Source organism: Rothia mucilaginosa (genome assembly GCF_964210535.1).
Classification (GTDB): Bacteria; Actinomycetota; Actinomycetes; order Actinomycetales; family Micrococcaceae; genus Rothia; species Rothia mucilaginosa_F.
Genome location: NZ_CAXOMR010000004.1, coordinates 52,467 through 73,142 on the forward strand (window position 1 = coordinate 52,467; position 20,676 = coordinate 73,142).

At 58.7% G+C, this 20,676-nt stretch carries 15 protein-coding genes; 14 read left to right on the forward strand and 1 reads right to left on the reverse strand.

Annotation, left to right across the window (positions count from 1 at the left end):
* Positions 1–129 precede the first annotated feature (129 nt).
* The 8 genes from recR to purL all read left to right on the forward strand — a co-directional run bounded on the left by recR (position 130) and on the right by purL (position 8,643).
* Entirely contained in the window at positions 130–1,278 is a 1,149-nt protein-coding gene (gene recR / locus AB8C10_RS02590; protein WP_368866744.1) for a recombination mediator RecR, read from the forward strand.
* A gap of 192 nt (positions 1,279–1,470) precedes the next feature.
* Positions 1,471–2,766 carry an aspartate kinase gene (locus tag AB8C10_RS02595; RefSeq protein WP_368866745.1) on the forward strand — a complete coding sequence of 432 codons (1,296 nt, stop codon included), beginning with the start codon at positions 1,471–1,473 and terminating at the stop codon, positions 2,764–2,766.
* A gap of 220 nt (positions 2,767–2,986) precedes the next feature.
* Entirely contained in the window at positions 2,987–3,451 is a 465-nt protein-coding gene (locus AB8C10_RS02600; RefSeq protein WP_070541855.1) for an excisionase family DNA-binding protein, read from the forward strand.
* The gene (locus AB8C10_RS02605; protein ID WP_005507191.1) at positions 3,445–4,104 is read left to right on the forward strand and encodes a PIN domain-containing protein; all 660 of its coding nucleotides are present in this window, start codon (positions 3,445–3,447) and stop codon (positions 4,102–4,104) included. The genes AB8C10_RS02600 and AB8C10_RS02605 overlap by 7 nt, the downstream gene beginning before the upstream one ends.
* A gap of 52 nt (positions 4,105–4,156) precedes the next feature.
* Positions 4,157–5,107: a 3-methyladenine DNA glycosylase gene (locus tag AB8C10_RS02610; protein ID WP_368866746.1), complete on the forward strand. Its 951-nt coding sequence runs from the start codon at positions 4,157–4,159 to the stop codon at positions 5,105–5,107.
* Positions 5,108–5,229: 122 nt separating this feature from the next.
* Positions 5,230–5,481 carry a phosphoribosylformylglycinamidine synthase subunit PurS gene (purS, locus tag AB8C10_RS02615; protein WP_005507194.1) on the forward strand — a complete coding sequence of 84 codons (252 nt, stop codon included), beginning with the start codon at positions 5,230–5,232 and terminating at the stop codon, positions 5,479–5,481.
* Between the two features lie 5 nt (positions 5,482–5,486).
* Positions 5,487–6,299: a phosphoribosylformylglycinamidine synthase subunit PurQ gene (gene purQ / locus AB8C10_RS02620; protein WP_368866747.1), complete on the forward strand. Its 813-nt coding sequence runs from the start codon at positions 5,487–5,489 to the stop codon at positions 6,297–6,299.
* Positions 6,300–6,324: 25 nt separating this feature from the next.
* The gene (purL, locus tag AB8C10_RS02625) at positions 6,325–8,643 is read left to right on the forward strand and encodes a phosphoribosylformylglycinamidine synthase subunit PurL (RefSeq protein WP_368866748.1); all 2,319 of its coding nucleotides are present in this window, start codon (positions 6,325–6,327) and stop codon (positions 8,641–8,643) included.
* 94 nt (positions 8,644–8,737) lie between these two features.
* Here purL and AB8C10_RS02630 read toward each other — a convergent pair whose 3' ends face one another.
* Positions 8,738–9,400, reverse strand: coding sequence for a heme oxygenase (biliverdin-producing) (locus AB8C10_RS02630; protein ID WP_368866749.1), 663 nt, complete (start codon positions 9,398–9,400; stop codon positions 8,738–8,740).
* A 234-nt stretch (positions 9,401–9,634) separates the two neighbouring features.
* Between AB8C10_RS02630 and AB8C10_RS02635 the strand changes: the two genes are divergently transcribed.
* The 6 genes from AB8C10_RS02635 (at position 9,635) to AB8C10_RS02660 (ending at position 20,647) form a co-directional block, all read left to right on the forward strand.
* Positions 9,635–12,001 carry an HtaA domain-containing protein gene (locus AB8C10_RS02635; RefSeq protein ID WP_368866750.1) on the forward strand — a complete coding sequence of 789 codons (2,367 nt, stop codon included), beginning with the start codon at positions 9,635–9,637 and terminating at the stop codon, positions 11,999–12,001.
* A gap of 195 nt (positions 12,002–12,196) precedes the next feature.
* The gene (locus AB8C10_RS02640; protein WP_368866751.1) at positions 12,197–13,360 is read left to right on the forward strand and encodes a hemin ABC transporter substrate-binding protein; all 1,164 of its coding nucleotides are present in this window, start codon (positions 12,197–12,199) and stop codon (positions 13,358–13,360) included.
* The gene (locus tag AB8C10_RS02645; protein WP_368866752.1) at positions 13,360–14,439 is read left to right on the forward strand and encodes a FecCD family ABC transporter permease; all 1,080 of its coding nucleotides are present in this window, start codon (positions 13,360–13,362) and stop codon (positions 14,437–14,439) included. The genes AB8C10_RS02640 and AB8C10_RS02645 overlap by 1 nt, the downstream gene beginning before the upstream one ends.
* Positions 14,436–15,206, forward strand: a complete 771-nt coding sequence (locus AB8C10_RS02650) for a heme ABC transporter ATP-binding protein (protein WP_368866753.1) — start codon at positions 14,436–14,438, stop codon at positions 15,204–15,206. Before AB8C10_RS02645 ends, AB8C10_RS02650 begins: the two co-directional genes overlap by 4 nt.
* A gap of 241 nt (positions 15,207–15,447) precedes the next feature.
* Entirely contained in the window at positions 15,448–18,006 is a 2,559-nt protein-coding gene (locus AB8C10_RS02655; RefSeq protein WP_368866754.1) for an HAD-IC family P-type ATPase, read from the forward strand.
* Between the two features lie 556 nt (positions 18,007–18,562).
* On the forward strand, positions 18,563–20,647 hold the full coding sequence (locus AB8C10_RS02660; RefSeq protein ID WP_368866755.1) for a glucose PTS transporter subunit IIA: 2,085 nt from the start codon (positions 18,563–18,565) through the stop codon (positions 20,645–20,647).
* Positions 20,648–20,676: the final 29 nt, after the last annotated feature.

The following is a 20,676-nucleotide window of genomic DNA, read 5'->3' on the forward strand; positions in this document are numbered from 1 at the left end:
TCCAGCACCTACCCGCTACGCGAAACGCCCCTAAACTGTCAGGGGTTGGGTGCATACTCATAACGTCACCCAAGAGCAACGCACCAGCACAACACACCAGCGCAACGCACCGCATCTGAAGGAGAAGCCATGTACGAGGGAGCAGTTCAAAACCTTATTGACGAGCTCGGCCGCCTGCCGGGTGTGGGCCCCAAGTCGGCTCAGCGCATCGCTTTTCACATCCTGAACGCTGACGCCGCCGATATGGCGCGCCTGGCCAACGCGATTTCCACGGTGAAGACCAGCGTGAGCTTCTGCGAGGAGTGCGGCAACGTCTCCGAGACGAAGCTGTGCCCCATCTGCCGCGACGAGCGCCGCGACCCGTCGGTGCTGTGCGTGGTCGAGGAGTCCAAGGACGTCGTGGCGATTGAGCGCACCCGTTCCTTCACCGGCCGCTACCACGTACTTGGCGGCGCCATTAACCCGCTGGCGGGCGTGGGCCCGGAGCAGTTGCGCATCCGCGAGCTGGTATCCCGCCTGGCGGATGAGCGCATCCAGGAGATTATTCTGGCGATGGACCCGAACCTTGAGGGTGAGGCGACCGCAACCTACCTCTCGCGCATGCTCGTGCCGCTGGGTGTGCGCCTGTCGCGCCTGGCCTCGGGCCTGCCGGTGGGCGGCGATCTGGAGTATGCCGACGAAATCACCCTGGGTCGCGCGCTGGAGGGTCGCCGCGTGATCAGCGAGGGCACCGCCGCGGTTCACACCGCCGCCGAGGATTTTGAGCGGGCTAACCGCGAGGAAGAACAGGAGCGCGAGCAGGCCGCCGCGGTGCGTGCCGAGGAGGCGAAGCAGAGCCGCCGCCGCTGGAACTCCAGCATGTTCGACGACCTGGAGGCACCGGGTACTCCCGCCGGTGAGGTTCCCGCGCCCGCCGGCGTGCAGGCCACGGTAGATGAGCAGCTCATCGAACGGGTCCTGCAGGACGGCGGGGAGGCTCCGGCCGCCGAAAACGGCGAGGCTGAGGCCCCCGAGGGCGAACCCGCCGCCAAGGAACCCGCAGCGGAGAACGCCGAAACACCCGAAAACCCTGAGACGTCCGAAAGCCCCGAGGACCCCACCGTTTCCCAGGGCTCCGTTGCCTCCGAGAACCCCGAAGAGCCCGAGGAGGCTCACGAGGTGTTCCGCAGCGCCGACTACGAGGAGCGCATCCGCTCGATTCAGAACGCCCCGTTACGCACCCCGAAACCGGACGTTCCGCCGCTGCCGGGCGTGACTTACGTGAACCCGTGGACCTAGCCTTCCACCACTAGTACGTGCGCGGTAGGGTTCGCGCTCCCGGGCCCGCCACGACCCGCGTAACATTCGGTAATATTCCACGAATCAATACATACGGGGGCTTAGTTAGCCGTGCGGACTGAACGCCGTCTACTATAGGTGAGGAACCGGCGCTCTGCCGGTGGCACACAAGTAACTGACCTGGAGATATCAATGAGCCTGATCGTCCAAAAGTTCGGCGGTTCCTCCGTAGCTGATGCGGAGGGCGTAAAGCGCGTTGCCCGCCGCGTCGTGGACACTCAGAAGGCAGGTAACGATGTGGTCGTCGTGGTGTCCGCTATGGGTGACACCACCGATGAGCTGCTCGACCTTGCCGCAGAGGTCACCAGCAATGTCACTCCTTCCCGTGAGCTGGACATGCTGCTGACCGCCGGTGAACGCATTTCAACTGCCATCCTGTCGATGGCTATTAACGACCTGGGTGCTAAGGCCCAGTCTTTCACTGGTTCTCAGGCTGGCATGATTACCGACGGCGTGCACGGTTCTGCACGTCTGGTGGAGGTCAACCCGGAGCGTATCCGTGAGTCGATTGAGGCCGGAAATATTGCGATTGTGGCCGGTTTCCAGGGTATGAACCGTCAGAGCGGCGATATTACGACTCTGGGCCGCGGCGGTTCTGATACGACTGCTGTTGCTCTGGCTGCTGCTCTGAACGCTGATGTGTGCGAGATTTACTCGGATGTGGACGGCGTTTTCACTGCCGACCCGCGCATCGTGCCGACCGCGCACAAGCTGGATACCATCACCAGTGAAGAGATGCTGGAGATGGCGGCGAACGGTGCGAAGATTCTGCACCTGCGCAGTGTTGAGTATGCTCGTCGTTTTAATTTGAAGCTTCACGTGCGTTCTTCGTTCTCGAACCTTGAAGGCACCATTGTGATCCCGGAGGAGTCCGCGGAACTGACCCCCACCCATCTGAAGGAGATTCCCTTGGAACAGCCCCTGATTTCTGGTGTCGCGCATGATCGCACCCGCGCAAAGATTACTGTTGTTGGTGTTCCGGATGTTCCCGGTTCGGCAGCTAAGGTGTTCGGTCTGATTAATGAGGCGAAGGTTAACCTGGACATGATTGTTCAGAACGTGCCGACTGACCGCCCCGGCGTGACCGATATTTCCTTCACCCTGGATCAGGATCAGGGCCCCACCGCGCTGAAGGCGCTGGAGGATGCTAAGGCGGAGCTGGGGTTCCAGGAGGTTATTTACAACGAGTCGGTTGGTAAGCTGTCGCTGGTTGGCGCAGGCATGAAGACTAACACGGGTGTTTCGTTCACTTTCTTTGAGGCCCTGTCTAACGCTGGCGTGAACATTGACATGATTTCGACTTCTGAGATTCGTATTTCGGTGATTACTGAGCTGAGCAAGCTGGATGAGGCTGTTCGCGCGGTGCACACTGCGTTCGGTCTGGATGCTGAGGGCGAGGCTACTGTTTACGGTGGTACTGGCCGCTAGGGTTTAGCTCGTTTGTGGGCTGTACGCTTCGGGAGGGGCGGTGCTGGGTTTTCTCAGCACCGCCCCTCCCCTTTTCTGTTTACAAATGAAATAACTGAAACACTTTACAGTTATTTCAGATACAAGGTAGAGTTATAGCTACTGGACTACATTTTGCGAGGTTCTAACTTACTTGAGCTAAGCACCAAATGCAATCCAGTAATACAAGGAAGGAACAAAGATGCCCAACACCCAACTCCTGCAGGAGGAAACCCTTAATCAAGCCCAAACCGAAGCAAAAAAGCTACTCGGGGACTCAAACGAAACTGCCGTTACTCTGACCGTTTCAGGGAATGAAAGCCAGGAAATCGGTGATGCGCTTAGCCAAGTTATTCAACAGGTTTTGCATGCTTTAGCACAGGGCCAGCGCATCGAGATTCAGACCAACCCACAGTACTTGACCACTACTATGGCAGCTCGTCGCATTGGCATCTCACGCCCGACCCTTATGAAGGCTATTCGTTCCGGCGAGCTCCCCGCGTTCAAAGTAGGAAGCCATTTCCGCATCCGCACCGGGGACGCAGAAGTTTTCCGCAAGACCCTTTTGGAGAAGACCATCGCTCAGAAGGAACAAGCTCTCAAAGATCTTTGGAAATTTGAGGAAGAGAACAATCTCAACGACATTATCGGAGGACCTGCGTGGTAAAAGAGAGCACATTATCAGATGCTGAATCTGTCCTACTGGATACGAACATTCTGATGTCTAAGACTCTTCGCGATTGGATTCTCCTTTTGACAAAGGAGAGTGACTACAGATTTTTCGCTCCATACGTATCCACCGGAATCATGGATGAGTTTGGATACCACACACGCCGAAAGGACCCAATGATTCATGATGCAAAAATTGAGAAATGGAAACAACAAATCCTGACATCCTGCAAGTCCCTAATCGCAGGTTTCCCTGTTGAACCAGTTGCTGGCTTTCCCGATATAAACGATCTTCATGTGCATGCTGCCGCCCAACACGGCGGCATGCACGCATTAGTCACCGATGACCGCAAACTGCTCGATTATGCTTCCACGGAAGAAGCTCAGAATATTCAAAATTATGAGACACTCAGCGCGGATGATTTTCTGATGCAATTCACCGAATACGCTCATCCCTCCTTATTTGCCGAGGTCTATCTTTCCCAGGAATCTTATGCTCACTCTAAGGGATTCACGGAGACTGATATTCCTCGCGCACTTGAACGAGCAGGAGCGGGTCAATTTGCCCGTTATCTTCGGACTGCAGTGATTAATAGCCCACAGTTTGACGATTATGAACGTGAGTTTAAAGCCCGGTCTTCTAGTAACTAGATAGACATTGCTACGTCCACTACCTTGTCACAGCATCGTTTAGGCTAGAAGCATGAGTAGTGTTGTATTTTCCCCGGTGATGGATGCCCGCGAATGGCGTGCCGCCGCGGCCGCCCATGAGGCGCGTGCCGGCCGCTACGCCGACCCGTTTGCGCAGCGTCGCGCCCGCCACGAAGTGCACCCCGTGGAGGACTTCCTCTTCACCTACTACACGCTCAAACCCGGCCAGTTTAAGCGCTGGCACCCCGGAGCCGGCATCATCCTGCTGGATGCGCCCGAGCGCGCCTCCTGGCGTTTTTACCGGCCCGCAACCGAGCAGGAACTCCTTGAGGCTGGTTGCTCCCTGCAGGTTGCGCGCGCCCAGGTGAATGCCGCCTCCGCCGTCACCGTGGACGTCACCGACTTCGTGGAGCGCCGCGCCACCGCCCTCGCCTTCACCCACGAGATCCTGCGTAACACGGCCGCAAAGAAGGGCCAGTTCGGTTGCTTCGGCATGCACGAGTGGGCGATGGCGTACAAGTCGGTGGAGAACAATATTCGCCACGACTACCTACAGCTGCGCCTGGGTGCGGAGGGCACGGACCGCGTGGTGGAGGAGCACCGCATCCGCTGCTCGCACTTTGATGCGTTCCGTTTCTTCATGCCGCAGGCGGCACCGTTGAACGAGCTGCAGCCGACCCGCGAGACGCAGCGCGTCCTGGAACAGCCCGCGTGCCTGCACGCGAATATGGACGTGTACAAGTGGGCGTACAAGCTGCTTCCGCTGGTTGATTCGACTCTGGTCATGGATTGTTTTGACCTGGCGTGGGATGCGCGTGAACTGGATATGCGCGCAGCCCCCTACGATATTCGTGACTGGGGGTATGAGCCGATTCCGGTGGAGACGACCGAGGGTAAGGCTGAGTACGTGCGGATTCAGCGTGAGCTGTCGGAGCGTTCGATTGAGCTGCGTGAGCGTCTGCTGCGGGTGTGCGAGCGCTATCTTCCACCCCTCGAGGCGTAAAAGACGTGATTCGAGCCTCTTAGGGTATCCACCAACCGAACACATACCCCCGTTACGGTCGTTAGTACGGTAAGATGAGATACGGCTCATACAGAACCCACGCACCCAAGGAGTGCCCACACATGGCCCGTATTGTTGTTGATGTTATGCTCAAGCCCGAAATTCTTGACCCGCAGGGTAAGGCTATTTCTCACGAGCTGCCCCGTATCGGCGTTGATTCCTTCGTTGATGTTCGCCAGGGTAAGCGCTTCGAGCTGACCGTCGAGGGTGAGGCAACCGAGGAGCACCTCGCGGCTGCCCGCAAGGCTGCTGAAGAGTTGCTCTCGAACCCCGTCATCGAAGACGTTGTGAACGTTTCGGTTCTGGAGGACTAATACCTATGGCAGAGTCCCTCGCACCCACTGAAGTCCCCCTGGTTGGCGACTTCTCTAGCTACTCCCCGAACCCCGCTTTCGCTGACGCACGCGTTGGCGTGGTGACTTTCCCCGGCACCCTGGATGACCGTGACGCTGCGCGCGCTGTCCGTCTGGCTGGCGGTACCGTCGTTGAGCTGTGGCACGACGACGCTGATTTGAAGAACGTTGATGCCGTCATTATTCCTGGCGGTTTCTCCTACGGTGACTACCTGCGTGCTGGCGCTATTGCTGCGAAGGCTCCCGTGATGCGTTCGGTGATTGATGCCGCTAACGCTGTTGGTACCTCCGGTTCCGCTCCCCTGCCTGTTCTGGGTATTTGCAATGGTTTCCAGATTCTGACTGAGTCTCACCTGCTGCCCGGTTCGATGATTAAGAACGATCACCGCAAGTTCATTTGCCGTGACCAGGTTCTGCGCATTGAGAATAACTCCACCTCCTGGACGAGCAACTACGCTGCTGGCCAGGAGATTGTTGTCCCTCTTAAGAACCAGGACGGTCAGTATGTTGCTGACCCGAAGACTCTGGAAGCGCTGGAGGCTGAGGGCCGCGTGGTGTTCCGCTACGTTGGTTTCAACCCGAACGGTTCCCGTAACGACATTGCTGGTATCAGCAATGAGCGCGGTAACGTGGTCGGTCTGATGCCGCACCCGGAGCACGCTGTGGAGCCCGGCTTCGGTCCTTCCTCTTCCGGTTTTGGTGAGGTTTCTCTGCGCGGTGGCGCCGATGGTCTCGGCGTGTTCACCTCCGTTCTTGCCAACCTGATTAACGCCCGCTAACGCACGACAAGGATTCTAAGAAGTTATGAGCGAAAAGCAGTTTAACCTCGACACCGTCGAGCACGCGGCGGCAACCCCGGACACCGAACTCCCCTGGGCTGAACTGGGTCTGAAGGAGAACGAGTTCGAGGATATTAAGGAGATTCTTGGTCGCCGTCCTACCGCGGCTGAGCTGGCAATGTACTCGGTCATGTGGTCCGAGCACTGCTCCTACAAGTCTTCTAAGGTTCATCTGAAGCAGTTCGGTGCGAAGGTCACCGATGAGATGAAGAAGGACCTGATGGTCGGTATCGGTGAGAACGCCGGTGTGACCGATATTGGTGACGGCTGGGCTGTTACCTTCAAGATTGAGTCCCACAACCACCCCTCGTACGTGGAGCCCTACCAGGGTGCTGCGACCGGTGTGGGCGGTATTGTGCGTGACATTATTTCCATGGGTGCACGCCCGATTGCTGTGATGGATCCGCTGCGTTTCGGCGCGATTAATCACCCGGACACCGCCCGCGTTATTGGCGGCGTGGTTGCCGGTATTGGTGGTTACGGTAACTCCCTGGGCCTGCCGAACATCGGCGGCGAGGTTGAGTTCGATTCCTGCTACCAGGCAAACCCGCTGGTCAACGCACTGGCTGTGGGCATTATGCGCCACGAGGACATCCGCCTGGCGAACGCATCGGGCGTGGGCAACAAGGTTGTTCTGTTCGGTGCACGCACCGGTGGCGACGGTATCGGCGGTGCGTCGGTGCTGGCGTCCGAGTCTTTCGATGACACCAAGCCCTCGAAGCGTCCTGCCGTTCAGGTGGGCGACCCCTTCGCTGAGAAGGTTCTGATTGAGTGCTGCCTGGAGCTGTTCAAGGGCTCCGTGGTTGAGGGTATTCAGGACCTGGGCGCTGCGGGTATTTCCTGCGCAACCAGCGAGCTGGCTTCTAATGGTGAGGGCGGCATGCACGTCGACCTGACCAAGGTTCTGTTGCGTGACCCCACCCTGACCCCGGGCGAGATTCTGATGTCTGAGTCTCAGGAACGCATGATGGCTGTTGTCTCCCCCGAGAACGTGGAGCGCTTCGAAGCGATCATGAACAAGTGGGGCGTGGAGTACTCCTTCCTCGGTGAGGTCACCAACTCTGGCCACCTGGTCATCGAGTGGGACGGCGAGGTCATCGTGGATGTTGACCCCCGCACCGTCGCGCACGACGGCCCGACCTACGAGCGTCCTTACGCACGCCCCGAGTGGCAGGATGACGTCCAGGCTAACCACTTCACCGGTTCGGCTGCCGACAATTCCCGCCCGCGCGGTAAGGAGCTGGGCGAGGCAATCAAGGCGTTCATGGCGTCCCCGAACATGTGCTCCAAGTCCTGGATCACCAACCAGTACGACCGCTACGTTCAGGGCAACACCGCCCTGTCCATGCCGGACGACGGCGGCGTGGTGCGCGTGGACGAGAACACCAACCTCGGTGTTGCTCTGGCGACCGACGCCTCCCCGCGTTTCACCTACCTGGATCCGTACGAGGGTGCTCGCGCGTCCTTGGCTGAGGCGTACCGTAACGTTGCGACCGTTGGTGCACGCCCCGTGGCTGTGTCTGACTGCCTGAACTTCGGTTCTCCCGAGGATCCGGACGTCATGTGGCAGTTCGCTGAGGCTGTTCGCGGCCTGGCTGATGGCTGCATGGAGCTGGGTGTTCCGGTGACCGGCGGTAACGTGTCCCTGTACAACCAGACCGGTGGTAAAGCTATTAACCCGACCCCCGTGGTGGCGATGATGGGCGTGATGGATGACGTCACCCGCCGCACCCCTTCGGGTTGGGCTCCTGAGCATGACGGTCAGGCTATCTACCTGCTGGGTACCACTCGCGATGAGCTGGACGGCTCCGAGTGGGCTCGTTTCAAGGGTCACCTGGGCGGTCAGCCGCCGAAGGTTGATCTGGCTCTGGAGCGTCAGCTGGGTGACATGCTGGTGAACATGTCTCGTGACGGCATGATTGATGCTGCACACGACGTGTCTGCTGGTGGTCTGGCTGCTGCTCTGTCGGAGGCTTGCCTGCGTTTCAACACCGGTGCCCGCATTGGTCTGGGTGAGGTTGCTGAGCGTGACGGTCTGGACCTGTTCACCCTGCTGTTCTCGGAGTCCCTGGGCCGCGTTGTGGTTTCGGTTCCGCGTTCTGAGGAGGTGCGCTTCAAGGATATGTGCACCGCTCGCCAGTTCCCCTTCGCACGTATTGGTGTGGTGGATGCTGCGTCGAACGCTCTGGACTTCCAGGATGAGGTTTCTATTGACCTGGATGAGCTGCGTGCAGCTCACGAGGGTACTCTTGCAGCTCACTTCGGTGAGGTTGCGAAGGGCTAGTCTTCGGCTAGTTTGAGACTAACGCCGAAAGGGGCGGATGCTTGCGAAAGCATCCGCCCCTTTTGTTATGCCCGCATATTTGTGCGTTGAGACGTTATGCGGCGACCAGCTGGCGTCCCAGCTGCGCGAACAGGGAGGCGTTGATGCGGAAGCCTTCGATGCACTCTTCGATGAGGGCTTCGCGCTGCTCGTCGGTCAGGGGTGCGTTGTCGAGCAGTTCGCGGTAGCCGTCCTTGAAGACCTTGGGCTTGGGCAGTTCGGTGAAGCGGTACATGCTCAGTGCTTCGGCGGGGATGCCGTAGTGGCGGTTGACGAGTGCTGCGACTGCCTGACCGCCGGAGAGGTCGCCGAGGTAGCGCAGGTAGTGGTGTGCGAGGTAGCGTTCGGGGGAGTTAACGGTGGCGCGGATGCGCTCTACGTACTCTGCGGTTGCGGGCAGGGGCGCGTCGATGTCGCCGTCCTGACCGAGTGCGCGGATGTCTGCGCGGATGTATTCTGCGCGGTCGAGGCCGGGGTGGGTGAAGGGGTCGGTGATGGGGTTGGGTTCTGCGCGGTAGTGTTCGGAGACCGCTTCGAGTGCTTCGTAGATGTGCACGTACTGGTTGATGAGGCGCAGGTATGCCTCGGTGTTGAGGGAGCCGCCCATGAGGTCTTCCATGAAGGTGGAGTGTTCGGCGTTGTCGTGAACGTGCTTGGTGCTTTCCTTCAGGCGTGCGGAGAAGCGTTCCTGGGTGGTTTCGGGGGCGGTAATAGTCATGGTGAGCTCCTATAGCGGCTTGTGGGTGAACAATAAAGGTTTTGATGACACTGTGTCACCAAACTGTTAATGACATATTGTCACCAAAAACCGGTTTTGGCAATAGCCCCCACAAAAAATTTGCTAAGGTAAACCTTATGAGCAAGTCACCCTAGGCATTAAGTTACACAAACATAGGCTAATAGGTCTAGACTTGATACGAACACCACAATCACTAATTCAAGGAGACACCGAATGTCTACCCCCTCTCTCACCAAGCGCACCTGGGCGTTCTTGGCTTCGGCAACCATCGGCCTCAGCGGCGTCGCCAGCGTACCCGCAGCCTTCGCAGCTGAAACCAACTCCCACATCAGCGCCGGTGAGGTAACCGCAGCCTCAGAGCAGAGCCTGCAGGACGTCACCGTCAACTGGGGCCTCAAGAAGTCCTTCCGCTCCTACATCAACGGCCCCTTCTCCCAGGGCTCCCAGAAACTGACCGGCGTCACCACCAACGAAGACGGCTCCTACCACTTCACCTCCGCCGAAGGCACCGTAGCCAACGGCGAATACTCCGTCACCTTCACCGGCTCCTCGATCCACTACACCGCACACCACGGCCTGCTGGAAGTCATCATCTCCGACCTCTCCGTCACCATTAAGGACGGCGTGGGCACCGTGCGCGCCAACGTTCAGTCGCGCCCCTACAACGGCAACACCACCCCGAACGACCTGGTCGAAACCAAGAACATGACCATCGGCACCTTCAACGCATCCGGCCTGAAGGTTGAGGGCAACACCATCACTCTGCCCAGCGTTGACGAGGAAAACGGCACCCGCGTCAAGCTCTCCGAAGAGGCGACCGGCGCCTTCGCGGGCTTCTACAAGGCAGGCCAGGAGCTGGATGCGCTCAGCTTCTCCGCAACCGTCGTGACCAAGGAAGCACCCGCGCCGACCACTGAGCCCAGCGCTGAGCCGACCGCAGCGCCGACCGCGGAGCCCAGCACCGAGGCGCCCAAGCCTGCTGAGCCTTCCTCCGCACCGACCAGCGAGGCACCCAAGCCCGCAGAGCCCACTTCTGCAGCACCGAGCGCAGCTCCCACCTCCGCGGCACCCTCCTCCCCCGCCGCAACCACCGAGCCCAAGCGTGAAGAAAAGGTCACCGGCAACGTCGTCGAGTCCGGCACCCTCAGCTGGGATATCCGCGAGTCCTTCCTGAAGTACCTGACCGGCTTCGCGCACGGCTCCGTGAACGTTGAGGGCATGGAGAAGACCGCAGCTGGCGGCTTCAAGTACACTCAGGCATCCGGCGTGTACAACCCCGAGACCAAGACCGGTCAGATCAACTTCGCGGGCACCGCAGAATTCACCGGCCACAACGGTCAGCTCAAGAGCACCATCAAGAACATGCGCCTGGTCGTCGTCAACGGCAAGGGCACCCTGGTCGCTGACGTGGACGCACTGACCCGCGACGGTAAGTCCGTTTCCAAGACCGGCCTGGCTATCGCCGAGGTGGACCTTTCCGGCGCGAGCGTGAAGGACGGCGTTTTCTCGGCGCAGAACGCGGCAGTTGCCCTCACCGATGAAGGTTCCGAGGTTCTCTTCGCGGGCCAGTACCGCGGCTCCGACAACGCCATGGCGCCGCTGAGCTTCTCCGTAAAGCTCAGCGAGCAGACCGCTGAGAACACCGTTGAGGTTCCCCGCGTCTCCGAGAACAAGTCCTCCGATAGCAGCTCCTTCGAGAACAAGGGTTCTGAGAACGGCGCTTCCGACAACGGTTCCTCGAACTCCACCGGCAACTCCGGTTCTGGTGGTTCGGCAGGCACCTCCGGTAGCGTTTCTAACGGCGGTTCCTCCTCGAATGGCTCTGTCAGCAACAACCCGGCACAGCCGGTCTGCGTACCCGTCACCCGCACCCGCGAGGTGCAGGAGCAGGGCGCATCCGACGGCACCATCAAGAGCGCAAACCTCGGCTGGGGCGTGCGTGATTCCTTCCGCAACTACGTGCGCGGCGGCATCGCGAACGGCAGCTGGGAGCTGAACGGCACCTCCTACTCTTCGGATGCGTTCAACTGGTCTAACGGCACCGGCACCTTCAAGGGCGGTAAGGGTTCCATCTCCTTCAGCGGTTCGGTTCGTTTCACCGGTCACCACGGCATTCTGGACACCACCATTGCGAACCCTCGCCTTGAGATTAACGGCAATTCCGGCACTCTCTACGCGACCATGAACAGCAATGACTCCTCCGGCAAGGCAACTAACTACGGTGAGGTGGCGCTGCTGAAGGTGGATCTGTCCGGTCTGCAGAGCTCCGCTGACGCTGTGAGCGTCAACGGTGCGGCAACCACCCTGACCGCTGAGGGCGCGAAGGCGTTCGCTGGCTTCTACGAGGCGGGTAAGGACATGGCTCCGCTGAGCTTCTCCGCGGCGATTAACGGCGCGAAGACCACCACCAAGACCGTGTCCGAAACCGTCTACGAGGGTGAGGGTTGCGACCCGGTCACCGGCAAGCCTCTGGCGTCCACCGGCGCCTCCGGTGTTGAGGGCACCCTGGTTGCAGGCTTCATCGCTGTTGCAGCCGGTGCAGGTACCGTCGTGTACACTCGCCGCCGCAAGAAGGCATAAAGGCACCTCACGAGGATGCCCACACTGTCGGCTCGCCTGTGAGAACCAACTCTGAGACTCAACCCTGAGACTCATCGGTGAGTCGGCGCGGCTCATGCGGGGGTGCAGAGTGTACTGCACCCCCGCTTCAGGTGCCAGGTTTTACCCCGGCGCCACCCCAGTTTTTCTAGCTCCCTTTTTCTCTGCGAGACGACGATGTTTTCTTCCCTTTCTTCTTCTGCCCTGAACCGCCGCGATGCAATGAAGTATGCGGCGTTCTCCATCACCTCCGCGTTCCTGTTGAGCTCTTGCGGCGTGGGTACTCAGAACCCCTCTGCTTCTTCAAACACCTCCCAGGCTGTGGTGGATGAGCAGAGCACCCGCACCGTTTTGGAGAACCTGGCAGACCAGCTGCGTTCTTCTATTGCCCCTGATCAGAAGGCTCTGCGCGGCCCCAATAGCGCGGCGGATACCCCCGAAATTCAGCCGATGGTCGATACCCCCACTCCGGCTTTCCCGGTGACCTTCAAGGATTTCAACGGCACTGAGGTGACCGTTAAGTCCGCTGACCGTGTGCTGGCTCTGGACCTGTACGGCACTCTGGCTCAGCAGATGATTGCGCTGGGTCTGGGCAGTCGCTTGGTCGGTCGTGTCACCTCCTCGACGGAGCAGTCGCTAGCTCATCTTCCGCTGGTGACTCAGAACGGCCACGACCTGAACGCTGAGGCGATTCTGGCGACTTCCCCGGACCTGGTGCTGTGGGATAAGAGCAACGGCCCGATTGAGATTGTGGACCAGTTGCGCGCGGCGGGCGTGACCGTGGTGGTCTTCGATCATGAGCGTCGTATGGATAAGATCATTCCGCAGCTTAAGGCTGTGGCGCAGGCACTTGGCGTTCCGGAGGCTGGCGAGCAGGTTGCTGCCCGCGTGCAGAAGGACCTTGATTACGCACTGCAGGTGCTCAAGGATGTGGCCCCGAAGGGTGAGCAGCAGGTGTCGTTCGCGTTCCTGTACGTGCGCGGTACTGCTGGCGTGTTCTTCGTGCTCGGTAAGGGCTCTGGCGCTGATGATTTGATTCAGGCTATTGGCGGCAAGGATGTGGCGTCGGAGCAGAACGCGACGAATATTATTCCGGCAACCAGTGAGGCGCTGGTGAAGCTGAACCCGGACGTCATTCTGACCATGAGCGGCGGCATTAAGTCCACCGGCGGTTTGGATGGTTTCTTGGCTCGCCCGGGTGTGGGTGAGACGACTGCCGGTAAGAATAAGCGCATTATCGATATGGGTGACGGCCAGGTTCTGTCGTATGGCCCGAACACTCCGGCGGTGTTGCTGTCGCTGGCTAAGGCTGCGTACTCCACTCCTGCGGGAGCCCAGTAGTGGCTACCGTAAAGAGTGCGGCGGGTGCGCGGGATTATCGTGCTTCACGTCGGCGTCGTGCCGGTCTGACGTTTACGTTTTTGGCGGTGGCACTGTGCGTTGTGATGGTGCTGTCTGCGGGTTTGGGTCAGTACAATATCCCGACTGATCAGGTGGTTGCTTCTGTGGGCCGCCGCCTGGGGCTTGCCCCGGAGAACCCGGCGATGCAGCTGGCGGATAGCACCCTGTGGAATATCCGTTTCCCGCGTGTGCTGTTGGGCGTGCTGGTGGGTGCCGCTTTAGGTACTTCCGGCGCGGTCATGCAGTCGGTGTTTGGTAACCCGCTGGCTGAGCCGGGCGTGATTGGTGTTTCGTCGGGTGCGGCGGTTGGCGCGTGTTTGTCGATTGTGTTGAACCTGCAGTTTTTCGGTATTTTCACGACTCCTGCATTCGCGTTTGTGGGTGCGTTGGCGGCTACTGCGCTGGTGTATTTCCTGTCGCGTTCTTCGGGTCGTGCGAAGGTCCTGTCGATGATTTTGACGGGTATTGCGGTGACCGCGGTGGCGAATGCGATTATTGCGTTCCTCATGTTCATTGCTGATACGACGAGCCGCGATCAGATTGTGTTCTGGCAGATGGGTTCGCTGAACGGCGCCACGTGGAAGGCTGTTGCGAGCGTGTGGCCGGTTATTCTCATCGGTTTGGTGGCGTGTTTCGTGATGGCTTCTTCGCTGGATGTTCTGGCGTTGGGTGAGCGTGCGGCGCAGCATTCGGGTGTGAACGTGGAGCGTCTGCGTGCGGTGTCTATTGCGGCGACGGCTTTGTTGACGGGTGCTGCGGTGGCGTATGCGGGCATTATTGCGTTTATTGGTCTGATTATTCCTCACCTGTTGCGCATGATTTTGGGTCCGTCGAATCGTGTGTTGTTGCCGGCTTCGGCATTGGGTGGCGCGCTGTTGATTGCGCTGTCTGATTTGGGTGCGCGTACGCTGGTGCCTTTTGCTGATTTGCCGATTGGTATTTTTACGGCTCTGGTGGGCGGCCCGACGTTCTTTGTATTGTTGCGTCGTTCCCTGGGTCAGGGCGGAGGTGCTTCGTGAGTGAGTTGTTGAGCCTTTCTGGCGTGTCTTTTAACGCTGGTGGGCGTCAGATTCTGAATGATGTATCTCTGTCGGTTTCTGCGGGCGAGGTTGTGTCGCTGATTGGTCCCAATGGTGCCGGTAAGTCCACTCTGTTGGGTGTGATTGCTGGTGATATTGCCCCGAGTAGCGGTGAGATTCTGTTGGATGGCACCCCGCTGGGTTCGATTCCTGCCCGTCAGATGGCGCGTCAGCGTGCGATGCTGTTACAGAAGTTGAATGTGGCGTTTTCGTACACGGTGCATGAGGTGGTTCAGATGGGCCGCACCCCGTGGAAGGGTACGGAGCGCGCTGAAGAGGATGACTCCGTGGTTGCTTCGATGATGGAGCGTACGTCGGTAACTCATTTGTCGGATCGCGATATTACGACCCTGTCCGGTGGTGAGAGTGGTCGTGCTCATTTGGCGCGTGTGTTTGCTCAGCAGACTCCGCTGATTCTTTTGGATGAGCCGACTGCGGCATTGGATATTACGCATCAGGAACAGACGTTGCGGGTGAGCCGTGAGTTGGCTGCTGAGGGTGCTGCAGTGTTGACGGTGCTTCATGACTTGGATGTGGCGGCTGCGTATTCTGACCGTATGGTGTTGTTGCGTGGTGGTGAGGTGGTTGCTTCGGGCGCCCCTGAGCAGGTGTGTTCGGCGGAGTTGTTGTCTGAGGTGTATCAGCATCCGATTGAGGTGTTGAGGCATCCGGTAACGAATCGTTTGTTGATTCTGCCGGAGCGCTGAGTCTGCTGGCGCGCTGATTTTATGGGGCGTTAGCGAACCATCCCGCAAACACTTTCCACATCAAAATATGCCAGTATTCGCATATATTAAATCTCCGTTCTGGAATGGCTGTAAATATCAGTTCATTACAGGGCGGAGATTATCTTTATCCCCTCCTGCACGGATACACTGAAAGGTAGTGTCCGCAATACTGAACTCTATTCAGTTCAGCATTCCATCCATTCGAGAAAGAGACCCCCGCATGGATCCTCAGCAGAAAACGGCAGCGCCTGCCGTTGCCGGCTACATTCCCGAATATTCTGAAACACCGCATAGCGGATCTTTCGATATTGCCCAGCACGGTTTGAGCAGCGATGATGTTGCCCGCCTGACTGCTGAAGGTAGGGTCAATACCCAGAACAATAAGTCTTCTCGCACGCTGTGGAGCATTATGCGTGCGCACCTGTTCACGGTCTTCAACTTTGTGTTGGGTGCCTGTGGTGCCGTGGTGATCATGTACCAGCGTTGGGCTGATCTGCTCTTCCTGGCGGCTGTTATCGCTAACGTGGTGATTGGTTTTGTGCAGGAGTACAAGGCGAAGCTTGAGCTGGACCGCATCTCCCTGCTGGACCGCTCCCCCGCTACTGCCGTGCGTGATGGTAAGAACATTGAGGTTCCGATGGAGCAGCTGGTTGAGGGTGACGTTGTCATCCTCAAGCGCGGCGATCAGGTTCCCGCGGATGCTGTTGTGCTCACCTCCGATTCTTTGGAGCTGGACGAGTCCCTGCTGACCGGTGAGAACGACCCGATTGCTAAGCGCCCCGGCGATATGGTGCTGTCGGCGTCCAGTGTGCTGGGTGGTACCGGCCGCGTCCTGCTCTCTCACGTGGGTGCGAATTCTCGTGCAAGCAAGATTTCTGATGAGGCGCGTCAGTTCTCGCGTATTCAGTCTGAGCTGCGTGATGCGCTGAACCGTGTGGTCCGCTGGATTACGGTGGGTCTTGCGGTCATTATTCCTGTGGTGTCGTGGGGTCAGATTCAGGCGGCTGGTGGCCTGGAGACCGTGCAGCAGAACCACCTGTGGGAGCAGGTTTCTATTGCTGTGGTGTCCTCGGTTGCTTCGATGATTCCGCAGGGTCTGGCGCTGATGACTACTCTGGCATTTGCGGCGGCGGCTGTGGCGCTGGGTCGTAAGCACAACATCCTGGTGCAGGAGCAGCCTGCGGTTGAGGTTCTGGCTCGTGTGGACGTGGTCTGCTTCGATAAGACCGGTACTCTCACTGAGGGTGGCGTGATTTTTGATTCGGTACGCCCGCTGGACACTACTGCTGAGGCTGAGGGCCCCGACGCTGACTCGGCGGAGCACACTTCCTGGCGTGCTTCTCTGCCCGCCGGCTGGAATGAGGCGCTGGCATGGTTCGGTCACGATGAGAACGCGAACCCGACCGCGGCGGCTCTGACCGGCGGTTTCCCGGATGCTTCTTCGGCGTCGGTGAGCGGTATCGTGCCGTTCTCGTCGGCTCTGCGTTTTAGCGCGATTGAGTTTAAGGATTCGGGTGCGTGGCTTCTGGGTGCTCCGGAGGCGCTTCTCGCCAAGGGCACCGCTGAGCGTGAGCGTGCGGCCGAACTGGCGGCTCTGGGCCTGCGCACGATGGTTTTGGCGCATGCTTCTGCGGTGGTCCGCAATGAGAAGGATGAGCCGATCCAGAAGATCCCGTCGGATGCTACCCCGGTTCTGTTCGTGATTTTCCGTGAGAATGTGCGTGCGGATGCGCCTGAGATTGTGGAGTATTTCCACCGTCAGGGCGTGACTTTGAAGGTCTTCTCGGGTGATAACCCGTTCACTGTGGCTGCGGCTGCGAAGACTGCTGGCATGGATACTTCCGCAGGCGCGGTTGATGCGTCGACTCTGCCTGAGGACGGTCCGGAGCTTGCTGAGGCTGCGGCTACTCACAATATTTTCGGTCGTGTGTCGCCCGAGCAGAAGAAGAACATGGTGATTGCTCTGAAGGAGCGCGGCCATGTGGTGGCGATGACCGGTGACGGCATTAACGATGCTCTGGCGCTTAAGCATGCAAGCTTGGGTATTGCGATGGGTAACGCGGCTCCGGCGACGAAGGCTGTTTCTCGCCTGGTTCTGCTGGACGGTAAGTTCTCGTCTCTGCCGGCTGCGCTGGAGCAGGGCCGTCAGGTCATTACGAACATTGAGATGGTGGCGAACCTGTTCTTGACGAAGACCGGTTTCGCGATTCTGCTGGGTGTTCTGTTCAGCCTCTTCGGTTTGACCTTCCCGTTCTTGCCGCGTCAGTACTCGACTGCTGACTTCTTGATTGTGGGCGCGTCGTCCTTCGCGTTGACTCTGCTGCCGAATTCGCGCCGTTACGTGCCGGGCTTCTTGCGCCGCGTGCTGAATTACACGGTTCCGAACTCGATTATTGTGGTTGCGATGCTGCTGGCGGTGACGTTCACAGCTCGCGGCATGGGTGTTGAGGATATCCGCCAGATTCAGACGGCTTCGTTCATCACCCTGGTGATGATGGGTCTGTGGAACTTGGCTGCGGTGGCTCGTCCGTTCAACCGTGCTCGTGTTCTGCTGTTTGGCGCGTTGCTTGCGGTGTTCTTCGCGGCGCTGTTCGTGCCGGTTCTGGTGGAGTACCACCAGTTCGTTACGGTGCTTCCGCACCTGCTGTGGACCGCAATCGGTGCCGGTGCCCTGGGTGCGGCTCTGATTGAGGTGAATGCGCATCGTAACCGCCGTTGGCAGAAGCGTCATTACCCTGAGCTGGAGGTTGCTCCGCTGAATTTCTTCCCGGCTAAGTAGTCGAAAGGTAGCTGCTTCGGTAGTGTGTGGGCCCCGTATCCTGTGGATGCGGGGCCCTTCCGCGTCTTCAAGGGGCACCCGGTCTGGGGCGTGCCGGAGTGTTCCGGAGCCAGCCTGGGCACTTCTACTAGCACTGCCGATGGTGTGTCTCAGCTATCACTTGGGTGAAACATTTAACAGCTTCTGATAGCTTCTCTCTCTCACCTTGCTCTTAACCTGGGAAAACCCTTAGAGTTACAGGGAACTATTTGAGAAGGGAAACCTTCTTCAGGGTTGTTACTGGTTTGGCAGGCAAGACCTGAGTTACTCAACACCGTATGGGACGGCAGTTTGTATCTGCCGATAATCCCCTCTATTTGCTGTACCGAAGCTCCATAGTGGGCACAAAGTGTAGTGCTTCCGGTGGTCGAGAGACTCGGGTCTTTTGTGTTTTCTGGGGTGTTTCCCGCTTCTGGGTTTCCCCGTTCTGGGGTTCCCCAGTTTGGGTTTTCTTCAGTGAGCGCAGCCTCCTGTAGCAACGTTGAGTAGACATTGACCGCATATCTAAGGAAGTATCGTGAATAACCGCGAACTTGGCGAGAAGATTCTTGACGGCCTGGGTGGCCCCGAGAACATCGCGCACATTACTCACTGTGCAACCCGCCTTCGTGTCACTCCTGTGTCCAACGATGCAGTGCAGAACAAGAAGATTGAGGGCCTGCCCGGCGTTCTCTCTGTGATTGAGCAGTCCGGCCAGACTCAGGTGGTGCTGGGTGAGCGCGTTGAGGCTGTGTACAACGAGATCAACGCTCTGCCTTCTATGTCTGGCCACGCTGAGGGTGACACCAAGGTTGAGGCTGAGGGCAAGAAGTCCGGCTGGCTTACCAACGTCTTCGACGTTCTGTCTGACTCTTTCCGTCCGCTGCTGTGGGCACTTCTGGGTACCTCGATGATTCTGACCCTGATTGTGTTCATGCAGCAGCTGGGCTTCTTCGGCCAGTACACTGACTTGACCGGTCAGAGCGTGAACATCGACATCATTAACGGTGCTCGTGTGGCTGACCCGGAGGCTGCTAAGGCTCTGAACAACCAGTGGATGCAGCAGTTTGCTTTCTGGTACATCCTGAAGGCTGCTTCGCTGTCTGTTCTGAACTTCATGCCCATCATGCTGGGTGCTACCGCTGCTAAGCGTCTGGGCGCGAACATGTGGGTTGGTGCAGCTATCCCCGCTGCACTGATGACCGGTACCTTCACCGATCTGACTGCTCTGGCTGACCCCGCGACCAAGATTCTGAACGTTCCGTTCTTCGGTCTGGATCTGCCGCTGTACGCGTTCAGCTACACCGGTCAGGTCTTCCCCCCGCTGCTGGCTGTTGCTCTGCTGGCTCCGCTTGAGCGCTTCCTGAAGAAGGTTATTCCTTCGATGCTGCAGATGGTGTTCGTGCCGATGATTTCGGTCATCATTCTGGTTCCGGTGACTGCGTTCCTGGTTGGCCCCATCGGTATTGGTGTGGCTATGGGCATCTCTGACTTCCTGAAGATGGTTAACGACCAGGCTCCGGCTCTGGTTGGTGCTCTGATTGCTGGCCTGTACCTGTTCATGGTTCCGCTGGGTCTGCACTGGCCGCTGAACGCTGTCATGATTAACAACCTGCAGACCATGGGTACTGACTTCATTCAGTCCCCGATGGGTGCGTACAACTTCGCTGTGTTCGGTCTGGTGACCGGTGTGGCTATCAAGGCTAAGCACGACCGTGAGCTACGTCAGACCGCTGTTGGTGCGTCGATGTCCGGTCTGCTCGGTGGTATTTCTGAACCGTCCCTGTACGGTGTTGTGCTACGTTACAAGCGCGTGATTCCGATTATTCTGGTTCCCGCTGTTATTGGTGGCGCTACCATTTCCTTCCTGGGTGTTAAGTCCTACGCGTTTGCGTTTACTTCGCTGCTGTCGATTCCGGCTATGCAGCCTTCTCACTTGTACGCGATTGGTCTGGCGATTGCGTTCTTCGGCGCTATGACCGGTGTTCTGATTTTCGGTTATGAGTCGAAGGCTGATGCTGCGAAGCATGCTGCTCAGCGCGCAAAGGAAGAGGCTGCTGAGGATGCCCCCAAGGCTAAGGCTGAGGCTGTTGCTGCTAAGGCGGCTCCGGCTGCTGCCGCTGCTGCGACCACCGCTGTTGCTGCTGAGTCCGCTGAGGCTGGCTCTGTGATTGAGCTGCACGCTCCGATTGAGGGTACTGCTGTTGCTCTGTCTGATGTTCCGGACCCGATCTTCGCTGCTGGCAAGCTGGGCGAGGGTGTGGCGATTGAGCCGACCGGTACCACTGTTGTTGCTCCAGCAGCCGGTAAGGTTGCTGCGACTTACCCCTCGGGCCACGCTGTTGGTCTGAAGCTGGAGAACGGTGTTGAGCTGCTGATTCACGTTGGTCTGGATACCGTGAACCTGGACGGTAAGGGCTTCAGCGTGAAGGTTGCTAAGGGCGATGTTGTTGCTGCTGGTGACGCTCTGATTGAGTTCGATCCTGAGGTCATCAAGGAGGCGGGTTACCCGCTGATCACCCCGGTGATTGTGACCAACACCCGCAAGTTCGCTGAGGTGAAGGGCCTGCCGGGCGTTGCTCACCAGAACCTGAGCACTGTCCTGAAGGTGACCACTAAGTAGTTCGCTTTCTGAGGCTCTAACTATGGCTC